Genomic DNA, 16,395 nt, shown 5'->3' with positions numbered 1-16,395 from the left:
ACGGCGGACTGTCCATCGGCTCGAAATTTTTGTGAGTGTGTCGATCTCGCGGTGGCCCGTTCGACGCAGGGGTGCACGCCCACGACGAGGAAGGCACCCCGATGACCCAGCAGCTGTTCGCCCGCCACCCGCAGACCACCGCTGACCTGGGCCGACTCATCCGCGGCCAGGTGCACCGCCCCGGTGACGACGCCTACGACACCCTGCGCGCGTCACTCAACCCGGCCTTCGACGCCCACCCCGTGGTAGTCGCCGAAGTGACCAGCGCGGCCGACGTCCAGGCCGCGGTGGTCTGGGCACGGGAGCACGACCTGCCGCTCGCGGTGCAGGCGACCGGGCACGGCACGTACGTGCCCTCCGACGGCGGCCTGTTGATCAGAACCGCGCGGCTGGACGGCGTGTTCGTCGACCCGGACCGGCGGATCGCACGGGTGGGTGCCGGTGCCGTGTGGGGCGACGTCCTCGCCGCGGCCGCCCCGTTCGGGCTCGCTCCGGTTTCCGGTTCGTCGCCGACGGTCGGCGTCGCCGGTTTCAGCATGGGCGGCGGCCTTGGCCCGCTGTCACGCAAGTACGGCCTCGGCGCGGACAACGTGCTGCGCGTCGACCTGGTCACCGCGGACGGTGAGCTGGTCACAGCCACCCCCGACCGGAACGCGGACCTGTTCTGGGCGGTCCGCGGTGGCGGCGGCAATTTCGGTGTGGTGACGTCCCTGGAGATCCGGCTGCACCCGGTTGACGAGGTCTACGCCGGTCAGGCGCTGTTCTCCATCGCACGGGCGGCCGACCTGCTGGCCCGTTACCGCGACTACGCACCCGTTATGCCCCGGGAACTGAGCTGCACGATCGCCCTGGTCGGCGAGCACGTCGCGATCCGGGCCACGTACGCCGGTGACGCGTCGTCGGCACAGCACGCGTTGCGACCACTGTGGAATGTCGCGGGCACGCCGGTGCAGAGCACGTTCGCCGAGGTGTCCGTTGCCCAGGCAAGTGTTCCCGGCACCGCGCCACGAAACTTCGAACTGTTCACCGAGGTGCCCGACTCGCTGCTCGAATCGATCCTCGCCACACAGGCCAACTCCGTCGAATTCCGTTACTGGGGCGGCGCGATCACCGAAGGCACCAGCCCGGCCGGATACCGTGACGTACCGTTCTCCATCGCCGTGGACGGCCCGGCAGAGCACCTTTGGCCGTACGCCACCGGCGGTTCGTTCCTGAACTTCCTGCACGACGCCGACGCCGTGGAGACCGCGTACACCGCCGCCGACTACCAGCGCCTCCGTGAGGTCAAGGCCGGGTGGGACCCGGCCAATGTCTTCCACCGCAACCTGAACATCAAGCCGTCGTGATCACGTTTCGCTCGACCTGCGCCCAGTCCGCCGCGGGTAGCCAGACGTCCTCGCGGCGGGGCGGCTGGTACGTGCGGCGGACGTAGGAGATCAGTTGCGGGAGGGCGGAATGCGGCCTGCGGCGGTGCCACAGCAGCGACCACAGGTAGCAGGGGCGTGGACGGGTGATCGGAATCCGGACCACGTGCGGGTGCGCCGGAAGCCTGCACTGCTCGCCGACGATTCCGACGATGTCGCCCGATTCGCCGAACCGGTGCACAAAATCCTCCCAGCCGAAATTCGGGCCACTGGTGTCTATGTGCAGGCCGAATTCGTCGCCGAGGCGGTCGTGGAAATCCGCCCATTCGCTGCCGGGGATGTTTCCCGGCATCCAGATCTGCCGGCCGGACAGTTCACGCATGGGGATACTGGGCATTTTCGCCAGTGGGTGCCGGGTGTTCACCATGACCTCGGCGGCTTCCAGACAGGCCGGGATCGAGGTGATTCCGTCCTGGTCGAGCGAGCCGACCACGCGGGCGAGGGCGGCGTCGACCGTGCCGGCCTTGAGGGTTTCGCGGGCGGCCCTGAGCCCGGTGGAGGTGGTGATCTCCAGCGCCAGGTCCGGCGCCGTGCGGTGGAATCCGCGTACCAGGTCGGTGGACGCCACCCGCGTGTCGAGCACGTCCACTCGCAGGGGCAATCGCTTGCCGCGCAACATCTCCGCGGTCTGGTCGGCCACTGTCAGCAGGTTGCGGGCGTACGGCAGGAACGCCGCGCCCTCCTTGGACAGCGTCGTCCCGGAACGCAGCCGGGTGAGCAGGACGGTGCCGAAACCCGCCTCGAGTTTGGCGATCCGCCGCGACACCGCCTGCTGGGTGATGCCCAGTTCGGCCGCGGCCTCGCCGAAGTGCCCGAAGTCCGCGACGGCGACGAACGCCCGCAACGCGGCCAGGTCCAGGTCACCCACGGGCCCAGCGTAGCCGACAATTGTTCGTTGTGGTGGTGAGCGTGTCGTTTGTTTGACCGGCGTCTGTGTTTCCGGCTCGAATGTGCGCGTGTCCTCGTTCGTTCATCTGCATGTGCACACCGAATATTCGATGCTCGACGGCGCGGCGAAGATAAATCCGCTTTTCGAGGAGGCCGCGCGGCTCGGCATGACCGCGGTGGGCATGACCGACCACGGCACCATGTCCGGCGCCGACGAGTTCTACCAGGTCGCCACGCGGACCGGGATCAAGCCGATCATCGGCATCGAGGCCTACGTCGCGCCCGGCAGCAGGCTGCACAGGAAACCCGTTTTCTGGGGCCAAGGCGGTCAGGGTGACGGCGACGTCTCCGGAAGTGGCGCCTACACCCACATGACCATGCTGGCGCGCAACGCCACCGGCCTGCGGAACCTGTTCAGGCTGTCCTCATTGGCCAGCATGGAGGGCTACTACCGCAAGCCTCGGATGGACCGTGAGCTGATCGCCGGGCACGCCGAGGGGATCATCGCCACCACCGGCTGCCCGTCCGGCGAGGTGCAGACCCGCCTGAGACTGGGCCAGCAGGACGAAGCGCTGCGGGCCGCCGCCGACTACCGGGACATCTTCGGCCAGGAGAACTTCTTCGTCGAGGTGATGGACCACGGCCTGAGCATCGAGAAGGTGGTCCGCGACGGGCTGCTCGACATCAGCGCACGGCTCGGCCTGAAGCCGTTGGCCACCAACGACTCGCACTACGTCCGTCAAGAGCAGGCCGAGGCGCACGCCGCACTGCTGTGCGTGCAGGCGGGCAAGACCTTGAACGACCCGACACGGTTCAAGTTCGACGGCGACAGCTACTACCTGCGCTCCGCCGAGGAGATGCGGGCGTACTGGGACACCGAGGTCCCAGGTGCCACGGACAACACTTTGCTTGTCGCCGAACGGATCGAGTCCTATGCCGAGGTGTGGGAGCACCGTGACCGGATGCCGATCCACGAACCGCCGGAGGGCCATGACGTGCAGTCGTGGTTCCGCGAGGAAGTCATGCGCGGCCTCGCCCGAAGACTGCCGGGCGGAGTACCGGCAGGCTACGTCGAACGAGCCGAGTTCGAGATCGACGTCATCGTGCAGAAGGGATTCCCGGCGTACTTCCTGATCACCGCGGACCTGATGAACCACGCGCGCGAGGTCGGCATCCGCGTCGGCCCTGGCCGTGGGTCGGCGGCCGGGTCGCTGGTGGCGTACGCGATGGGCATCACCAACCTGGACCCGATCGAGCACGGCCTGCTGTTCGAGCGGTTCCTCAATCCGGAACGCGTCTCCATGCCCGACATCGACATGGACTTCGACGACCGCCGCCGCGGCGAGATGGTCCGCTACGCCACCGAGAAGTACGGTGCCGACCGGGTCGCCCAGGTGATCACGTTCGGCAGGATCAAGACCAAGGCGGCGATCAAGGACGCCGCCCGTGTCCACTTCGGGCAGGCCGGATACGCCCTCGCCGACCGGATCTCCAAGGCGCTCCCGCCGCCCGTGGCGGCCAAGGACATCCCGCTGTCCGGCATCACGGACCCGCGGCACGAGCGGTATCCGGAAGCCGCCGAAGTCCGCGCCCTGGTCGAGTCCGACACCGACGTGTCGACGATCTTCCAGACCGCACGGGGCCTCGAAGGGCTGATCCGCAACGCGGGCGTGCACGCCTGCGCGGTGATCATGTCGTCCGAGCCGTTGCTGGATGTGATTCCCCTGTGGCGCAGGGACGACGGGGCGGTGATCACCGCATGGGACTACCCGTCGTGCGAGGCCATCGGACTGCTCAAAATGGACTTCCTCGGTCTGCGCAACCTGACGGTCATCGGGGACGCGATCGACAACATCGAGACCAACCGCGGCGAGAAGATCGACCTCGACGTGCTGACGACCGACGATGCCAGGACGTACGAACTGCTCTCCCGGGGTGACAGCCTTGGCGTGTTCCAGCTCGACGGCGGTGCGATGCGCGATCTGCTCAGGCGGATGCGGCCCACGGGTTTCGAGGACATCGTCGCGGTGAACGCGCTGTACCGGCCGGGCCCGATGGCGATGAACACGCACAATAACTACGCGGACCGCAAGAACGGCAGGCAGCCGATCGAGCCGATCCATCCGGAACTGGCCGAGCCGTTGCGGGACATCCTCGCCGAAACCCACGGCCTGGTGGTCTACCAGGAGCAGATCATGCAGATCGCGCAACGGGTGGCCGGGTTCTCGATGGGCCGCGCCGACGTGCTGCGCCGTGCGATGGGCAAGAAGAAGAAAGAGGTGCTGGAGAAGGAGTTCTCCGGGTTCCGCGACGGAATGCGGGCCAAGGGTTTCTCCGACGAGGCGGTACAGGCGCTGTGGGACACCATCCTGCCGTTCGCCGGATACGCCTTCAACAAGTCGCACGCGGCGGGCTACGCGCTGGTCGGCTACTGGACCGCTTACCTCAAGGCCAACTACCCGGCCGAATACATGGCGGCACTGCTGACGTCGGTGTCGGACAACAAGGACAAGTCAGCGGTCTACCTGTCCGAGTGCCGCCAGCTGGGCATCAAGGTCATGCCGCCGGACGTCAACGAGTCCGTGCCGCGGTTCGCCGCGGTCGGCGACGACATCCGCTTCGGACTGGGCGCGGTGCGCAACGTCGGCGCGAACGTGGTCGAGTCGATCGTCGAAACCCGTGCCACGAAAGGAAAGTACACGTCCTTCGCGGACTTCGTCGAGAAGTCCTCACTGGTGTGCTGCACCAAACGTGTCCTGGAATCGCTGATCAAGGCAGGCGCGTTCGATTCGTTCGGTCACCACCGCAAGGCCCTCATGGACATCCACGAGGAAGCCGTCGACGCCGTCGCCGGACTCAAACGCCGGCAGGCCATGGGCCAGTTCGACCTCTTCGGTGCCACGGAATCCGCGCCCTCGGCGTCGCCGCTGTCGCATCTGCGGCTCGACGGGGACGAATGGCCGCGTAAGCAATTGCTGGGCCTGGAACGGGAAATGCTGGGCCTGTACGTCTCCGCCCACCCGCTCGACGGCGCCGATCACGTGCTGCGCAGGCATTCGCCGAAGCCGATCGCGGCCCTGCTGGCCAACCCGCCCCGGGAAGGCGAAGTCGTCGTGGCGGGCATGGTCTCCTCGCTCGAACGCCGGGTCACCAAGAAGGGCGAGAGCTGGGCGATCGCCGTGATCGAGGACCTCGACGCCTCGGTCGAGGTGCTGTTCTTCCCGAAGACCTACAGCACCTTGGCCACCGAGTTGACCGAGGACACCGTGGTCCTCGTGAAAGGCCGGGTCAACTGGCGCGAGGACAAGATGGCCGTGGTCGGCTCGGACCTGACACCCTTGGACGTGACCCAAGTGCAAGAGCCGCCGCTGATCCTGGAAATGCCGGCGTCCCTTGTGGACCACGACATGGTGGCGGAGTTGCGTTCCACCTTACGGGCGCATCGAGGCTCCACACCCGTGCGGATAGTCGTCGACCACAAGCAACGACGCACGACCCTCGCGGTCGACGACTATCCGGTCACCGTCAGCCCGGCTTTGCTGGCCGAACTGCGATCAGTACGTGGTGTCCGGGTGGAACGATGACTACGCCGACGCGAGCTTCTCGTAACCGACCAGGCGGACGCACGTCGCGACACCTTCGATGGCCTGCTCCAGCTCGGCGACGTCGGGGAACGTCGGCGCGATCCGGATGACGTTGTCCCGCGGGTCATCCTTGTACGGGTGGGTCGAACCGGCCGGTGTCAGGGCGATCCCGGCCTCGGCCGCCTTGCGGACGACCTCCTTGGCGCAGCCGTCCGGCACGGTGAGCGTGATGAAGTAGCCGCCCTTCGGCTCCGACCAGGTCGCCAGGCCGTCCAGCCGCTCGGCGAAGATCCGCCGCACGGCGTCGAACTTCGGCTGGATCAGCTCGCGGTGCCCGCGCATCTGCGCCCGCACGCCGTCGGCGTCGCGCAGGAACATCACGTGCGCCAACTGGTTGATCTTGTCCGGTCCGATGGTCTGCTTGCCGCGGTGGCCGAGCAGCCATTTCACGTTGGCCTCGGACGAGCCGAAGAACGCCACGCCCGCGCCGCCCAGCGTGATCTTCGAGGTGGACCCGTAGACGAACACGCGGTCCGGGTTCCCGGCTTGTGCGCACGCGGCGAGGATGTCGGCGACCTGGACCTCTTCGTCGGTCAGGTGGTGCACGGCGTACGCGTTGTCCCAGAAGATCCGGAAGTCCGGGGCCGCGGCCGGCATCGCGGCGAGCCGGCGCGTGGTCTCGTCGCTGTACGTGGTGCCGTCCGGGTTGCTGTACTTCGGCACGCACCAGATGCCCTTGATCCCGGCGTCGGCGCTGACCAGGCGCTCGACCTCGGCCATGTCGGGCCCGTCCGGCGTCATCGGCACCGGGATCATCTCGATGCCGAACCGCTCGCAGATGTCGAAGTGCCGGTCGTAGCCGGGCACTGGGCACAGGAACGCGATCCGCTCCTCGTCGGCCCACCGGCGCCGCGCCCCGGGCAGCACGCCCAGCAGCGCGTGCACCACGGTGTCGTGCATCAGGGTGAGGCTGGAGTTGCCCAGCGCCAGCAACTGGCCGGCGGGGACGTCCAGCAGTTCGCCGAAGATCTCCCGCAGCTCCGGTAGTCCTTGCGGCCCACCGTAGTTGCGGCAGTCCGTGCCGTCGGCCGACTTGTACCGGTCGCCGGGCAGGGCCAGGATCTCGTTCGACAGGTCGAGCTGCCGCGCCGACGGCTTGCCCCGGGTCAGGTCCAGCTTCAGCTTCCGCTCCAGCAACGCGGCGTAGTCCCGCCTGGCGGCGTCGAGGCTCGCTGACAGGTCGGTGTTCTGATCTGTGTTCACGGGTCGTCCTTCGGCGTTGGCGTCGTCCTGGACGCTATAAGACTGCCGGGACGCCCGTTCGCCGGGCCACCGGTTCAGTAGAATCGGCCAACGGAGCACCTGGCCGAACAAGAAGGGGAGGCCTTGTGGGCGAGGGCCGTCTGCGGACGAGGACTGCGAACTTCTTCCTGGCGTGGGTTCAAAGAAGACGCTACTACGCGATCGTCGCGGCGGCCTTGGTCGTTGTCGTGGTGGTTCTGCTGCTGTACTCGCGGCCGCTCGAACACTACGGCATGAACCTGAGCCTCAACCTCGGCGCCGACCTGATCGGCACGATCGTGGTGCTGTTTCTGATCGCGCCCTTCCTCACCAAGGCGGACCGGCTCAACGAGGCGGTGCTCGACCGGTTCAACCACCGCGCCTTCATCCGGCAGGCCGCGAGCGCGCGGCACCGCGTCATGGTCATGGAACTGTGGACGGACCTGTTGCAGGGCGGCTACCAGGACGAGTTCCTGACCGCCGTCAGGGAAGTGCTCAGCCGCAAGGTCGAAGTGCGGATCCTGTTGCTCGACCCGGACGCCCGCGCGGCCGAGCAGCGCGCGGACGACCTGTTGCAGCAGACCGACGTCGTCAACAACATCCTGGACAACCTGCGGGTGCTGCACGAGTTCAAACGCGACTTGCCCGAGCACTTCCGCCGTTATCTGGAAGTGCGGATCTACTCGGCGTTGCCGCCGGTGCAGATGTACCGGGTGGACGATCACGTGATCGTCTCGTTCTACCCGGTGAACATGACGTCGTGGAACGCCGCGCAGTACCAGACCAGCCCGCAGGCCCAGCTGGGGCAGTTTGTCGGGACGAAGTTCGACGAGCTGTGGGAGGCGCGCAGCACCCGTTGGCTCGACCAGTTCTGGACGCTCACGCTGGAGGACCGGAACGAGCGCTACGAGGCGCGGTTCGTGCACGTGGACGAGCAGATCTACGTCAGCGGCCGGAAAATCGTGGAGCGCAACCTGCGCGGCGGCATCGACGGGCTACCGGTGCGGATCGTCAACGACAACGCCAAGGGTGAGGTACACCGGTCCAAACCGTATCTGCTGACACCGCTGGACCACACGTCCCCTGATCTGGCGATGGCCCTGGACGTCTTCAACCGCAAGTACGGCCAGACGCATCAGGACGTGATCCTCAAACTGACGGTGTCGGCCGAGTAGAACCGGTCCAGCCGGGCCGGGTGGAACCGGGTGTGCATCCGGTGCCTCCGGCCTCGCAGGGCCGCGAGCACGGCGTCGGCGACGTCAGGTGACTGCGTGAATCCGCCGGTGTTGTGGCCCCCGGTGACCACGAGCGTGCCGCCGCTCGCCGTCACCATGGTCTCGAAGACGCCGAGACAGGACGCCGTCCACGGCCGCACGCAGATCCGGCGGCTCGCCGCGAGCGTGCCCGCTTCCCGTGCCGCCGCATAGGCTTTCGGGAAGAACCGGCGGATCGTGTCGGCCAGCGCCTCGAACAGCGTCTCCAGCTCGGCCTGGTCGATGGCGGCGGGATCGGTGCCGGTCCAGCCGTAACCCGCGCCGCAGATCAGGATCGGCGCACCGTCGGGGCCGGTCCCGAGCGTCACGTTGGTCTCCTCGGCCCGGTGGCCCTTGCGTGCGATCTTGACGGAGTGGTCCAGCCGCGGCTCGACGTTCGGCACGGTCAGCCAGACACCGAGCATGCCCATGATCTGGCCGTGCGAAGCCGTGCCACGCAACAACTCCTCGCCGTACGCGCCGGGGGAGAGGACATAGTGATCGGCCTTGATCGTGCCGCCGTCCGTCAGTAATCCGTCCGGCGTCGTGCCGGCCCAGCGGATGCCGGTGACCGCTGTGTCCCACTGGAACCGGACACCTTCGGCGACCAGCAGATCGACCAGCCGGGCCATGAACCTGTGGATGTTCACGGTGAACCCGACGACTTCGAGGCCGCCGGCGACCGGGGCGTCGGCCAACGCGGGGTAAGCGGCTCGAACTTGGTGGGGTGTCAGGACATTACGCGTCGCGCCGAGCCTGTTGTTGCGGTCGACGTGCCACTGGAAGTAGTCGTCGTCGGTGTACAGCCGCAGAATGCCGTCCCGGTATCCGTCGAACAGACCGGGATCGGAGGCCATGAGCCGTTCCCAGCCTTGGCCCGCCGCGCGGTTGGTGTCGAAGATGTCCTGGGTGTAACTGTCGGCCAGCCATGCCGGGATGCGGTGGAAGTCGTTGGCCCAGGCCAGTTCCCTGGCGGACAGCGCACCCGGTTTCGCCACCAGCCAGCCATGGTCGGTGACCGGTCGCGTGAGCAGGTCGTTGCCGGGCCACGATCGGCTGTTGTAGCTGTCGGCCTCGGTGAGGGTGAACATCCGGCCGTCGCCGCCGCCTCGCGTGCAGCCGTAGACGGTCCAGTCGGCATCCGCCCTCGGGTCCGGCGACCGCTCGTACACGTCGACCTGGTAACCCGCGCGGACCAAGGTCAAGGCGGACACCAGGTTCACGATTCCCGCGCCGACCATCGCGACGCTGTTTCCCTGGGTGCCTGCCGGAATCGGCATCCGGTCCGCGAAGTCCCGTTCCGCCGCGGCCAGGGCGGCGTCCACGTCGCCTTCAGGCCGTACGACCGCGTCGGGCCTGAGTTCCTCGATCGCTTCGGCAACCACCTCGTCACTGGCCGTGACCAGATCCGGCCGGTGGATCACTGTCGCCGGGTCCGACGTCCCCGCGGACGGGTGAATAAGCAGGATGCGCACCGGTTCTGCCTTCGCTCGCTCTCCTGGGAATGCTACGTGGCAGGTCGCCATTCCGGCTGCCCTGGTGGGGCATCGAGTCGCACTACCTCCGCGTGGCCAACGGCGGGCTGACCGCCGTCGCGGGTGTCATGAAGGGCACGTTCACCCGGCCGATGCCGGACGGCAGGGGCGGCTTCATCCAGCCGACCGGCAAGAGGTACGCCATCAACATGGCCACCATCGGCCTGTGGAACCGGCACGGCTCGATGGACGAGGAGTTCCTGTTCTGGGACAACCAGGCGTTCTTCCAGCAGATCGGTCTCGGCTGATCGCCTCCTGCCGTTCATCCGCAGGTCGCTTCGGTCGGCCACACTGCGCCGATGTTCCGGTTATGTGCGGGTCTGGTGACCTGCGGATTGATCCTTCCGGCGGTCCCGGCGACGGCGGCCGCCCCCGAGCGGTTCCAGCGGTTCGACACGATGTCGGTGTACCGCAACAGTTCTGCCGCCGAGCACACCGCGGCGGAGATCGCCGCCGCCACGGCGGACGGCAAGCTGATCGTCTACACCGACTCGCCCGCGCGCAGGATCGGGTTCGTCAAGGCGGGCCAGCGGCTCACGCCCGACGGTGTGCTGGCCATGCCGGGCGAGCCGACGTCGGTCGACATCCTCGGCGGCCTGGCCCTGGTCGCGGTGAACACGTCGGAGTCGCACGCTGACCCGTCGGGCGTGCTCGTGGTCGTCGACCTGGCCAAGCGCTCGGTCGTGGCCACGCGCGAGCTGGGCGGCCAGCCGGACTCGATCGACATCTCCCGGGACGGCCGGTACGCCGCGATCGCGATCGAGAACGAACGGGACGAGGACGTCAACGACGGCGAGATCCCGCAGCCGCCTGCGGGTTTCCTGGCCGTTGTCGACCTTGCCGGCGCGCCGGCCGGGTGGCCACTGCGCAAAGTGGACCTCACCGGCATCGCCCAGGTCGCGCCGACGGACCCCGAGCCCGAGTACGTCAGCATCAACGGCCGTGACCAGGTCGCCGTGACGTTGCAGGAGAACAACCACATCGCGGTCGTGGACCTGTCTTCCGGCAAGCTCGTGAAGCACTTCCCGGCGGGCACGGCCACGGTCGGCGGCGTGGACACCGAGGACGACGGGAAGATCGCGGCCACCGGAACCATCACCGCCGCGCGTGAGCCGGATGCCGTGGCGTGGCTTGACGATCACACGCTCGCCACGGCCGACGAAGGCGACTACGTGGGCGGCACGCGGACCTGGACGATCTTCGACGCGGAGTCCGGCGAGGTCGTCCGCTCCTCGGGCAACGAGCTCGACCAGATCGCGATCCGGCAGGGCCAGTACCCCGACGGCAGGTCGGACAACAAGGGCGTCGAGCCCGAAGGCTTGGCCGTGGCCACGTTCGGACGTGACCGATACGCGTTCGTCGGCATGGAACGGGCGAACCTCGTCGCGGTGTACGACGTGAACGACCCGCGCCGGCCACGGTTCCTGCAAGCAGTGCCGACCGGTGTCGGCCCGGAGGGCTTGTTGCCCATTCCCGCGACCGGCAAGCTTGTCGTCTCCGCGGAGGAGGACTCCGCCTCGGACAACGTGCGGTCGTCGCTCAGCGCCTACCGGCTGACGCACAAGCAAGTCACGACACCGTCCATAGTGTCCGACGGCATCGGATTCGGTGCGCTGTCCGGCCTTTCCCACATCCCGGGTAACTTCCGTGACGTCGTCTCGGTGACGGACGCGGCCTACAGCCCCACTCGTGTCCTGACCATCGACACGGCCTCCGTGCCGGCGCGTGTCCGCAAAGAGCTGACGTTGACCAAGAACGGTCAGCCTGTCGGTTACGACGGCGAGGGCATCGCCGCGCGCCAGGGCGGCGGCTACTGGATCGCGGTGGAAGGCGACGGCAAGCAGTCGCCGAACCTGCTGGTGGAGGTGTCGTCCACGGGCGCGGTCCAGCGGGAGATCCCGTTGCCCGCGGCCGTGGCGCAAACGGCTACCAGCAACGGTTTTGAAGGCGTGACCGTGATCGGCGGCGGCCGGCGTGAACAGGTGTGGCTCGCCGTGCAACGGGAGTGGAAGGCCGACAAGCCCGGCCAGGCGACGCTGGCCCGTTTCACCCCGGCGACCGGGGAGTGGGCGTTCGTCGCGTATCCGCTGGACGCGGCCCCTGCCGGTGCCTGGATCGGGCTGTCCGAGGTGACCGCGTTGAACGACCACACGTTGCTGGTCCTGGAGCGCGACAACCAACGCGGTGACGCGGCCAAGGTCAAGAAGGTCCACCGCGTCGACATCAGCAAGGTCACGCCGGTGCCCGCGGGCAGCGAGAAGCCGGTCGTGTCGAAGGCACCGGCCCGGGACCTGATCCCGGCGCTCACCGCCGGCGGCGCCGCGACCCACGACAAGCCGGAAGGCCTGGCCGTGGTCGGGTTCGGCCCGTTCCGGCGGCTGGTGGGGGTCGTCGACAACGACGGCGTCGACGAAGCACCAGGCGAGACCGTGTTCCTCCGGCTCGGCCGGATCTGACCATGGTACAGTCCTGGCTTATATAAGCTCAGGTTTAGGAGGCGGCGTGGCTCAGCAGATCCACACCTTTCTGATGTTCGAGGGACAGGCCGAGGAGGCGATCACGTTCTACACCTCGCTGTTCGAGGACGGCGAGATCCTGTCGATCACCCGCTACGGTCCGGACGGGCCCGGGCCGGAAGGGTCGGTGGTGCACGCGACCTTCCGGCTCGCCGGGCAGGAGTACATGGCCATCGACTCGTACGAGAAGCACGCCTTCAAGTTCACGCCGTCGATCTCGCTGTACGTCACCTGCGCCGACGAGGCCGAGCTCGACCGGTTGTACAAGGCACTGGTGGACGTGGAGCTGATGCCGTTGGGCAACTACGGCTTCAGCACCAAATTCGGCTGGGTCAACGACCGCTTCGGGGTCAGCTGGCAGCTGAACTTGCCGTAGACAGCAGCACGACGCCTGCGGCCGCGGCCGCGAGGCCCAGCCACTGGTTGCGCCGGATCCGTTCCTTCAGCACCACCGCGGCCAGCAGCACGGTCGCGGCCGGGTAGAGCGCGACGATCACCGCGCTCACGCTGAGCATTCCTTCTCGCGCCGCGAGCAGGAAGAACAGGTTCGCCAACGAGTCGAGGCAGCCCGCGGCCGCGGCGATCACCACAGGGACCTTGCCCTTGTGGCTGGTCCGGACGAACAGCACGACCGACAGCACCAGCAGGCTGCTCACCGTCCGGCCGACGATCAGCGGCGCGACGCCGCTGTCGTGCGGCGCGGCGTCCAACGTGATGAGCTGCGTGGCGATCGCCGCACCGGCGAGCACGGCGACGGCGATCGCCCGCATCGGGATCTTCTCGGCCGCCGTCTGGCGGTTCATGGTGACCAGGACGATGGCGCACAGGGCGACCGGAATCCCGGCCACCCCGGCAACCGGGAGCCGTTCACCGTCGAGCAGCCCGACGACCGCGGGCAGCAAGGCCGAGACGATCGCGGTGATCGGCGCCATCACGCTCATCGGGCCGATGGACAACGCCAGGTACAGCAACGAGAACGCGAACGCCGACGCCACACCGGACAACGCGCCCCAGCCGATGGATCCCGCGGTCCAGGAGGCACCGAGGATCGGCAGCAGGACCAGCTCGATCGCCAGGCTGGCCGGCGCGCTGATCACCACGACCCGCAGCACGTGCGCCTTGCGGCTGGCCAGACCACCGAGGAAGTCGGCGACTCCGTAGGCGCACGCGCCCGCCACCGACAACAGGATCATCAGCACAGGGTCAATCCTGCCCCAAGCCCCGGATGATCCGCCGGACCGGTGAGTTGGCGTCGGCGAACGCCAGTTCGAGCACTTCGAGTGCCTTGTCCGCCTCCTGCGCCGTCAGCGTCAACGGCGGCAGCAGCCGCAGCGTGCTGTCGTTGCGGCCGCCCGCTTCGAGGATCAGGCCACGGCGCAGCGCGGCCAGTTGGACCGCACGGGCGAAGTCGGGCACGTCCTGTCCGGAATCCGGATCGACGATCTCCACCGCGAGCAGCAGGCCGGTCGCCCGGACGTCGGCGATCCAGCGGTTACCGCTCGCGATCCGGGTGAGCCCTTCGGTGAGCTGGGCGCTGCGCGCGCGGACGTTGCCCAGCACGTCATCGCGGCGGATCACCTCCAGCGCGGCGACACCGGCGGCGAACGCCAGCTGGTTGCCCCGGAACGTCCCGATGTGCGCGCCGGGAGACCAACTGTCCAGCGCGCGGTCGTACAGCAGGATCGACACCGGCAAACCGATGCCGGACAACGCTTTCGACGCGACGATCACGTCCGGCTCGATGCCGTACCGCTCGAACGCGAACCACGTGCCCGTCCGGCCGCAGCCGGTCTGCACCTCGTCGACCACGAGCGGGATACCCGCTTGTCGCGTGGCTTCCCGGACCCGCCGGACGAAGTCGACGGTCGCGGCGACGCCACCGCCTTCGCCCTGGACCAGTTCGAGGATCACCGCGGCGGGAGTACCGAGGCCGCCGTACGGATCGGACAGGGTCCGCTCCAGGAAGGTCACGCAGTTCGTGGTGCAGGTGTCCGGGCTCAGGCCGACCGGGCAGCGGCGGCAGTACGAGTACGGGAAGAAGTGCACGCCCGGCATGCCGTTGCGGATGCGCGCCCGGGGTTCCTGGTTGGCGGTCACGCTCATCGCCCCGGTGGTGCTGCCGTGGAAACCGCCCTGGAAGGCGATGATGTCGCCGCCGCCGGTCGCGATCTTGCACAGCTTGATCGCGGCCTCGATCCCGTTCGCGCCGGTCGGCCCGCAGAAGTGGACCTTCATCCGGTCCCGCATCGCGGCGGGCAGCATGCCCAGTTGCAGCTCGGTGAACCGGTCCTTGATCGGCGTCGGCAGGTCGAGGCCGTGCGTGAACACCGAAAGCTGGTCGGTCACCGCGGCGACGACGTCCGGGTGGTTGTGGCCCAGCGACAGCACGCCCGCGCCGCTGAGGAAGTCGAGATAGACGTTGCCGTCGACGTCCTCGATCAAGGTGCCCGCGGCCCGCCGGACGGCGATCGGCAGCCTGCGGGGATAGGTGCGGGCGTTGGACTCGCGGACCTCCTGGCGGTCCAGGAAGGCCTGACTGTTCGGTCCCGGCACGGTCGTGCGGACCGGTGGTTCACGCCAGACCAAAGGCGGTGCCAAGGTCTGCTGAGCGGTCACGGTCGTTCCCCCAGTCGATCGAGTTGTCGGGGTGCCGCCCTCGCGAACGTGGCGAGCCTGCGCTGGATGGCGGCGGTGCGGAGGGAAAGCAGGCTGAACGAGCCCGAGTCGCCGATGCCGTGCGTGGTCTCGCACAGTCCATTGAGGAACAGCGGCGGCGCGGACGGCGTCTCGACCTGGTAGTCCGCGGTGATGCTCGGATAGCCGCCGTCGAACACGACGTGCTCGGCGATCCCGGTGAGAAAGCCGGGCAGCGGCTCCTGACGCACGCCGGGACCGAGATCGCGGAACCCGGTCGCGAGGACCACGAGGTCCGCGTCCACCTGGTCCACCAGCCCCGTGTTGACCTCGGCGACGGTCAGCGTGACGGCGTCCGGCCGCACGTCGACCGACCGGACCAGCCGGTTGCCGGACACGAAGACGTGCTGGCGGCCCTTGAGTTTCTGCTCGTAGATGTCCAGGTACAGCTCACGCAGCACGTCACCGTCGGCTGACGAGTAGTTCGTCGGCCGCATGTACGCGTCGAGCACGGCCTTGCTCGGCCGGGACGCCGCGAAGTAGTACTCGGTGAAGGCGGGGAAGAACCCCTCCTCGCTGAACGGGCTGGTGTCCTTGAGCCGCAGGCCGAACGACCGCACGTAGTTGAGCACGCGGCTGTCCGGGAACCGCCGGGACAGGTCGAGCAGGATCTCCACCGAGCTCTGGCTGCCGCCGATCACCACGACCGTGCCGGGCGGCTCGGGCAGCGCCTCGACGCGGTAGAGGTACTCGGTGAAGTGGAAGATCCGGTCGTCGTCCACCGAGGCGAACGGTTCGGGCACGTACGGGGTGCGGCCGGGACCGGCGACCAGGCACCGAGTCAGGTACCGCGCACCGGAGACCGTGTTGACCTCGTAGACGCGTTCCCCTTCGTGCTCGGTGACCGCGACCGTGGCGACCTTCTGCCCGTAGTCCACGAGGTGGTCGAAATGCCCACGCGCCCAACGGATGTACCCCGCGTAGTCACGGCGCAACGGGAATTCGCCGGGCACGTTCAGGTGGTCGAGCAACCTGCCGGACAGGTGCAGGTAGTTGATGAACGTGTAGTGGCTGCGTGGATTGCGCAGGGTCGCCAGGTCGCGAGCGGGGTTGTGCTGGATGTCCGATCCGGTCAGCAGCATCCCGCCCTGCCATTCGGGATCCGTCTGTCCTTCGAGGAAACGCACGTCGCACGGCGGCATCATGCCGTCCTGCCGTGCTTCCTCGATCGCGATGGCCAACGCGATGTTGGCCGGGCCGAAGCCGACACCCAGCACGTC

General features: G+C 68.1%; 12 protein-coding genes. 6 read left to right on the top strand and 6 right to left on the bottom strand.

What is annotated here, in order from left to right:
* The first annotated feature begins 101 nt into the window (after positions 1 to 101).
* Positions 102 to 1,346 carry an FAD-binding oxidoreductase gene (locus GC106_RS12110; RefSeq protein ID WP_173128441.1) on the top strand — a complete coding sequence of 415 codons (1,245 nt, stop codon included), beginning with the start codon at positions 102 to 104 and terminating at the stop codon, positions 1,344 to 1,346.
* Here the strand turns inward: GC106_RS12110 and GC106_RS12105 are convergent.
* On the bottom strand, positions 1,333 to 2,292 hold the full coding sequence (locus GC106_RS12105; protein ID WP_173128438.1) for a LysR family transcriptional regulator: 960 nt from the start codon (positions 2,290 to 2,292) through the stop codon (positions 1,333 to 1,335). The genes GC106_RS12110 and GC106_RS12105 overlap by 14 nt on opposite strands.
* A 130-nt stretch (positions 2,293 to 2,422) precedes the next feature.
* Between GC106_RS12105 and dnaE the strand changes: the two genes are divergently transcribed.
* Positions 2,423 to 5,896 carry a DNA polymerase III subunit alpha gene (gene dnaE / locus GC106_RS12100; protein ID WP_217280434.1) on the top strand — a complete coding sequence of 1,158 codons (3,474 nt, stop codon included), beginning with the start codon at positions 2,423 to 2,425 and terminating at the stop codon, positions 5,894 to 5,896.
* On the opposite strand, the gene GC106_RS12095 is transcribed toward dnaE, so the two are convergent.
* Complete coding sequence (locus GC106_RS12095; protein WP_173128435.1) at positions 5,897 to 7,159, bottom strand: aspartate aminotransferase type Ic; 1,263 nt, start codon at positions 7,157 to 7,159, stop codon at positions 5,897 to 5,899.
* A gap of 125 nt (positions 7,160 to 7,284) precedes the next feature.
* Here GC106_RS12095 and GC106_RS12090 point away from each other — a divergent pair, with 125 nt between their 5' ends.
* The gene (locus GC106_RS12090) at positions 7,285 to 8,352 is read left to right on the top strand and encodes a hypothetical protein (RefSeq protein ID WP_173128431.1); all 1,068 of its coding nucleotides are present in this window, start codon (positions 7,285 to 7,287) and stop codon (positions 8,350 to 8,352) included.
* Here GC106_RS12090 and GC106_RS12085 read toward each other — a convergent pair.
* On the bottom strand, positions 8,313 to 9,905 hold the full coding sequence (locus GC106_RS12085) for an NAD(P)/FAD-dependent oxidoreductase (protein ID WP_173128429.1): 1,593 nt from the start codon (positions 9,903 to 9,905) through the stop codon (positions 8,313 to 8,315). The two genes, GC106_RS12090 and GC106_RS12085, sit on opposite strands and share 40 nt — an antisense overlap.
* A 29-nt stretch (positions 9,906 to 9,934) precedes the next feature.
* Here GC106_RS12085 and GC106_RS12080 point away from each other — a divergent pair, with 29 nt between their 5' ends.
* Genes GC106_RS12080 through GC106_RS12070 form a run of 3 tightly spaced genes read left to right on the top strand, consistent with a single transcriptional unit; the run spans position 9,935 to position 12,857 of the window.
* Positions 9,935 to 10,213 (top strand): hypothetical protein, encoded by a 279-nt coding sequence (locus GC106_RS12080; protein ID WP_173128426.1) that lies wholly within the window; start codon positions 9,935 to 9,937, stop codon positions 10,211 to 10,213.
* Between the two features lie 51 nt (positions 10,214 to 10,264).
* On the top strand, positions 10,265 to 12,421 hold the full coding sequence (locus tag GC106_RS12075; protein WP_173128423.1) for an esterase-like activity of phytase family protein: 2,157 nt from the start codon (positions 10,265 to 10,267) through the stop codon (positions 12,419 to 12,421).
* A gap of 46 nt (positions 12,422 to 12,467) precedes the next feature.
* Positions 12,468 to 12,857 carry a VOC family protein gene (locus GC106_RS12070; RefSeq protein ID WP_312872607.1) on the top strand — a complete coding sequence of 130 codons (390 nt, stop codon included), beginning with the start codon at positions 12,468 to 12,470 and terminating at the stop codon, positions 12,855 to 12,857.
* On the opposite strand, the gene GC106_RS12065 is transcribed toward GC106_RS12070, so the two are convergent.
* The 3 genes from GC106_RS12065 to GC106_RS12055 are packed head-to-tail and all read right to left on the bottom strand — an operon-like array spanning position 12,832 to position 16,392.
* A complete protein-coding gene (locus GC106_RS12065) occupies positions 12,832 to 13,674 on the bottom strand; it encodes an EamA family transporter (RefSeq protein ID WP_217280393.1) in 843 nt (280 codons plus the stop codon). The two genes, GC106_RS12070 and GC106_RS12065, sit on opposite strands and share 26 nt — an antisense overlap.
* A gap of 10 nt (positions 13,675 to 13,684) precedes the next feature.
* Positions 13,685 to 15,097, bottom strand: a complete 1,413-nt coding sequence (locus GC106_RS12060) for a diaminobutyrate--2-oxoglutarate transaminase family protein (RefSeq protein ID WP_312872606.1) — start codon at positions 15,095 to 15,097, stop codon at positions 13,685 to 13,687.
* Positions 15,094 to 16,392: a SidA/IucD/PvdA family monooxygenase gene (locus GC106_RS12055; protein WP_312872605.1), complete on the bottom strand. Its 1,299-nt coding sequence runs from the start codon at positions 16,390 to 16,392 to the stop codon at positions 15,094 to 15,096. Before GC106_RS12055 ends, GC106_RS12060 begins: the two co-directional genes overlap by 4 nt.
* Positions 16,393 to 16,395 lie beyond the last annotated feature (3 nt).

Origin of the sequence: Kibdelosporangium persicum (genome assembly GCF_013280595.1) — a bacterium.
Lineage (GTDB): Bacteria > Actinomycetota > Actinomycetes > Mycobacteriales > Pseudonocardiaceae > Kibdelosporangium > Kibdelosporangium persicum.
The sequence above is the reverse complement of the archived record's forward strand: the minus strand, read 5'-3'. Positions and strand labels throughout refer to the sequence as shown.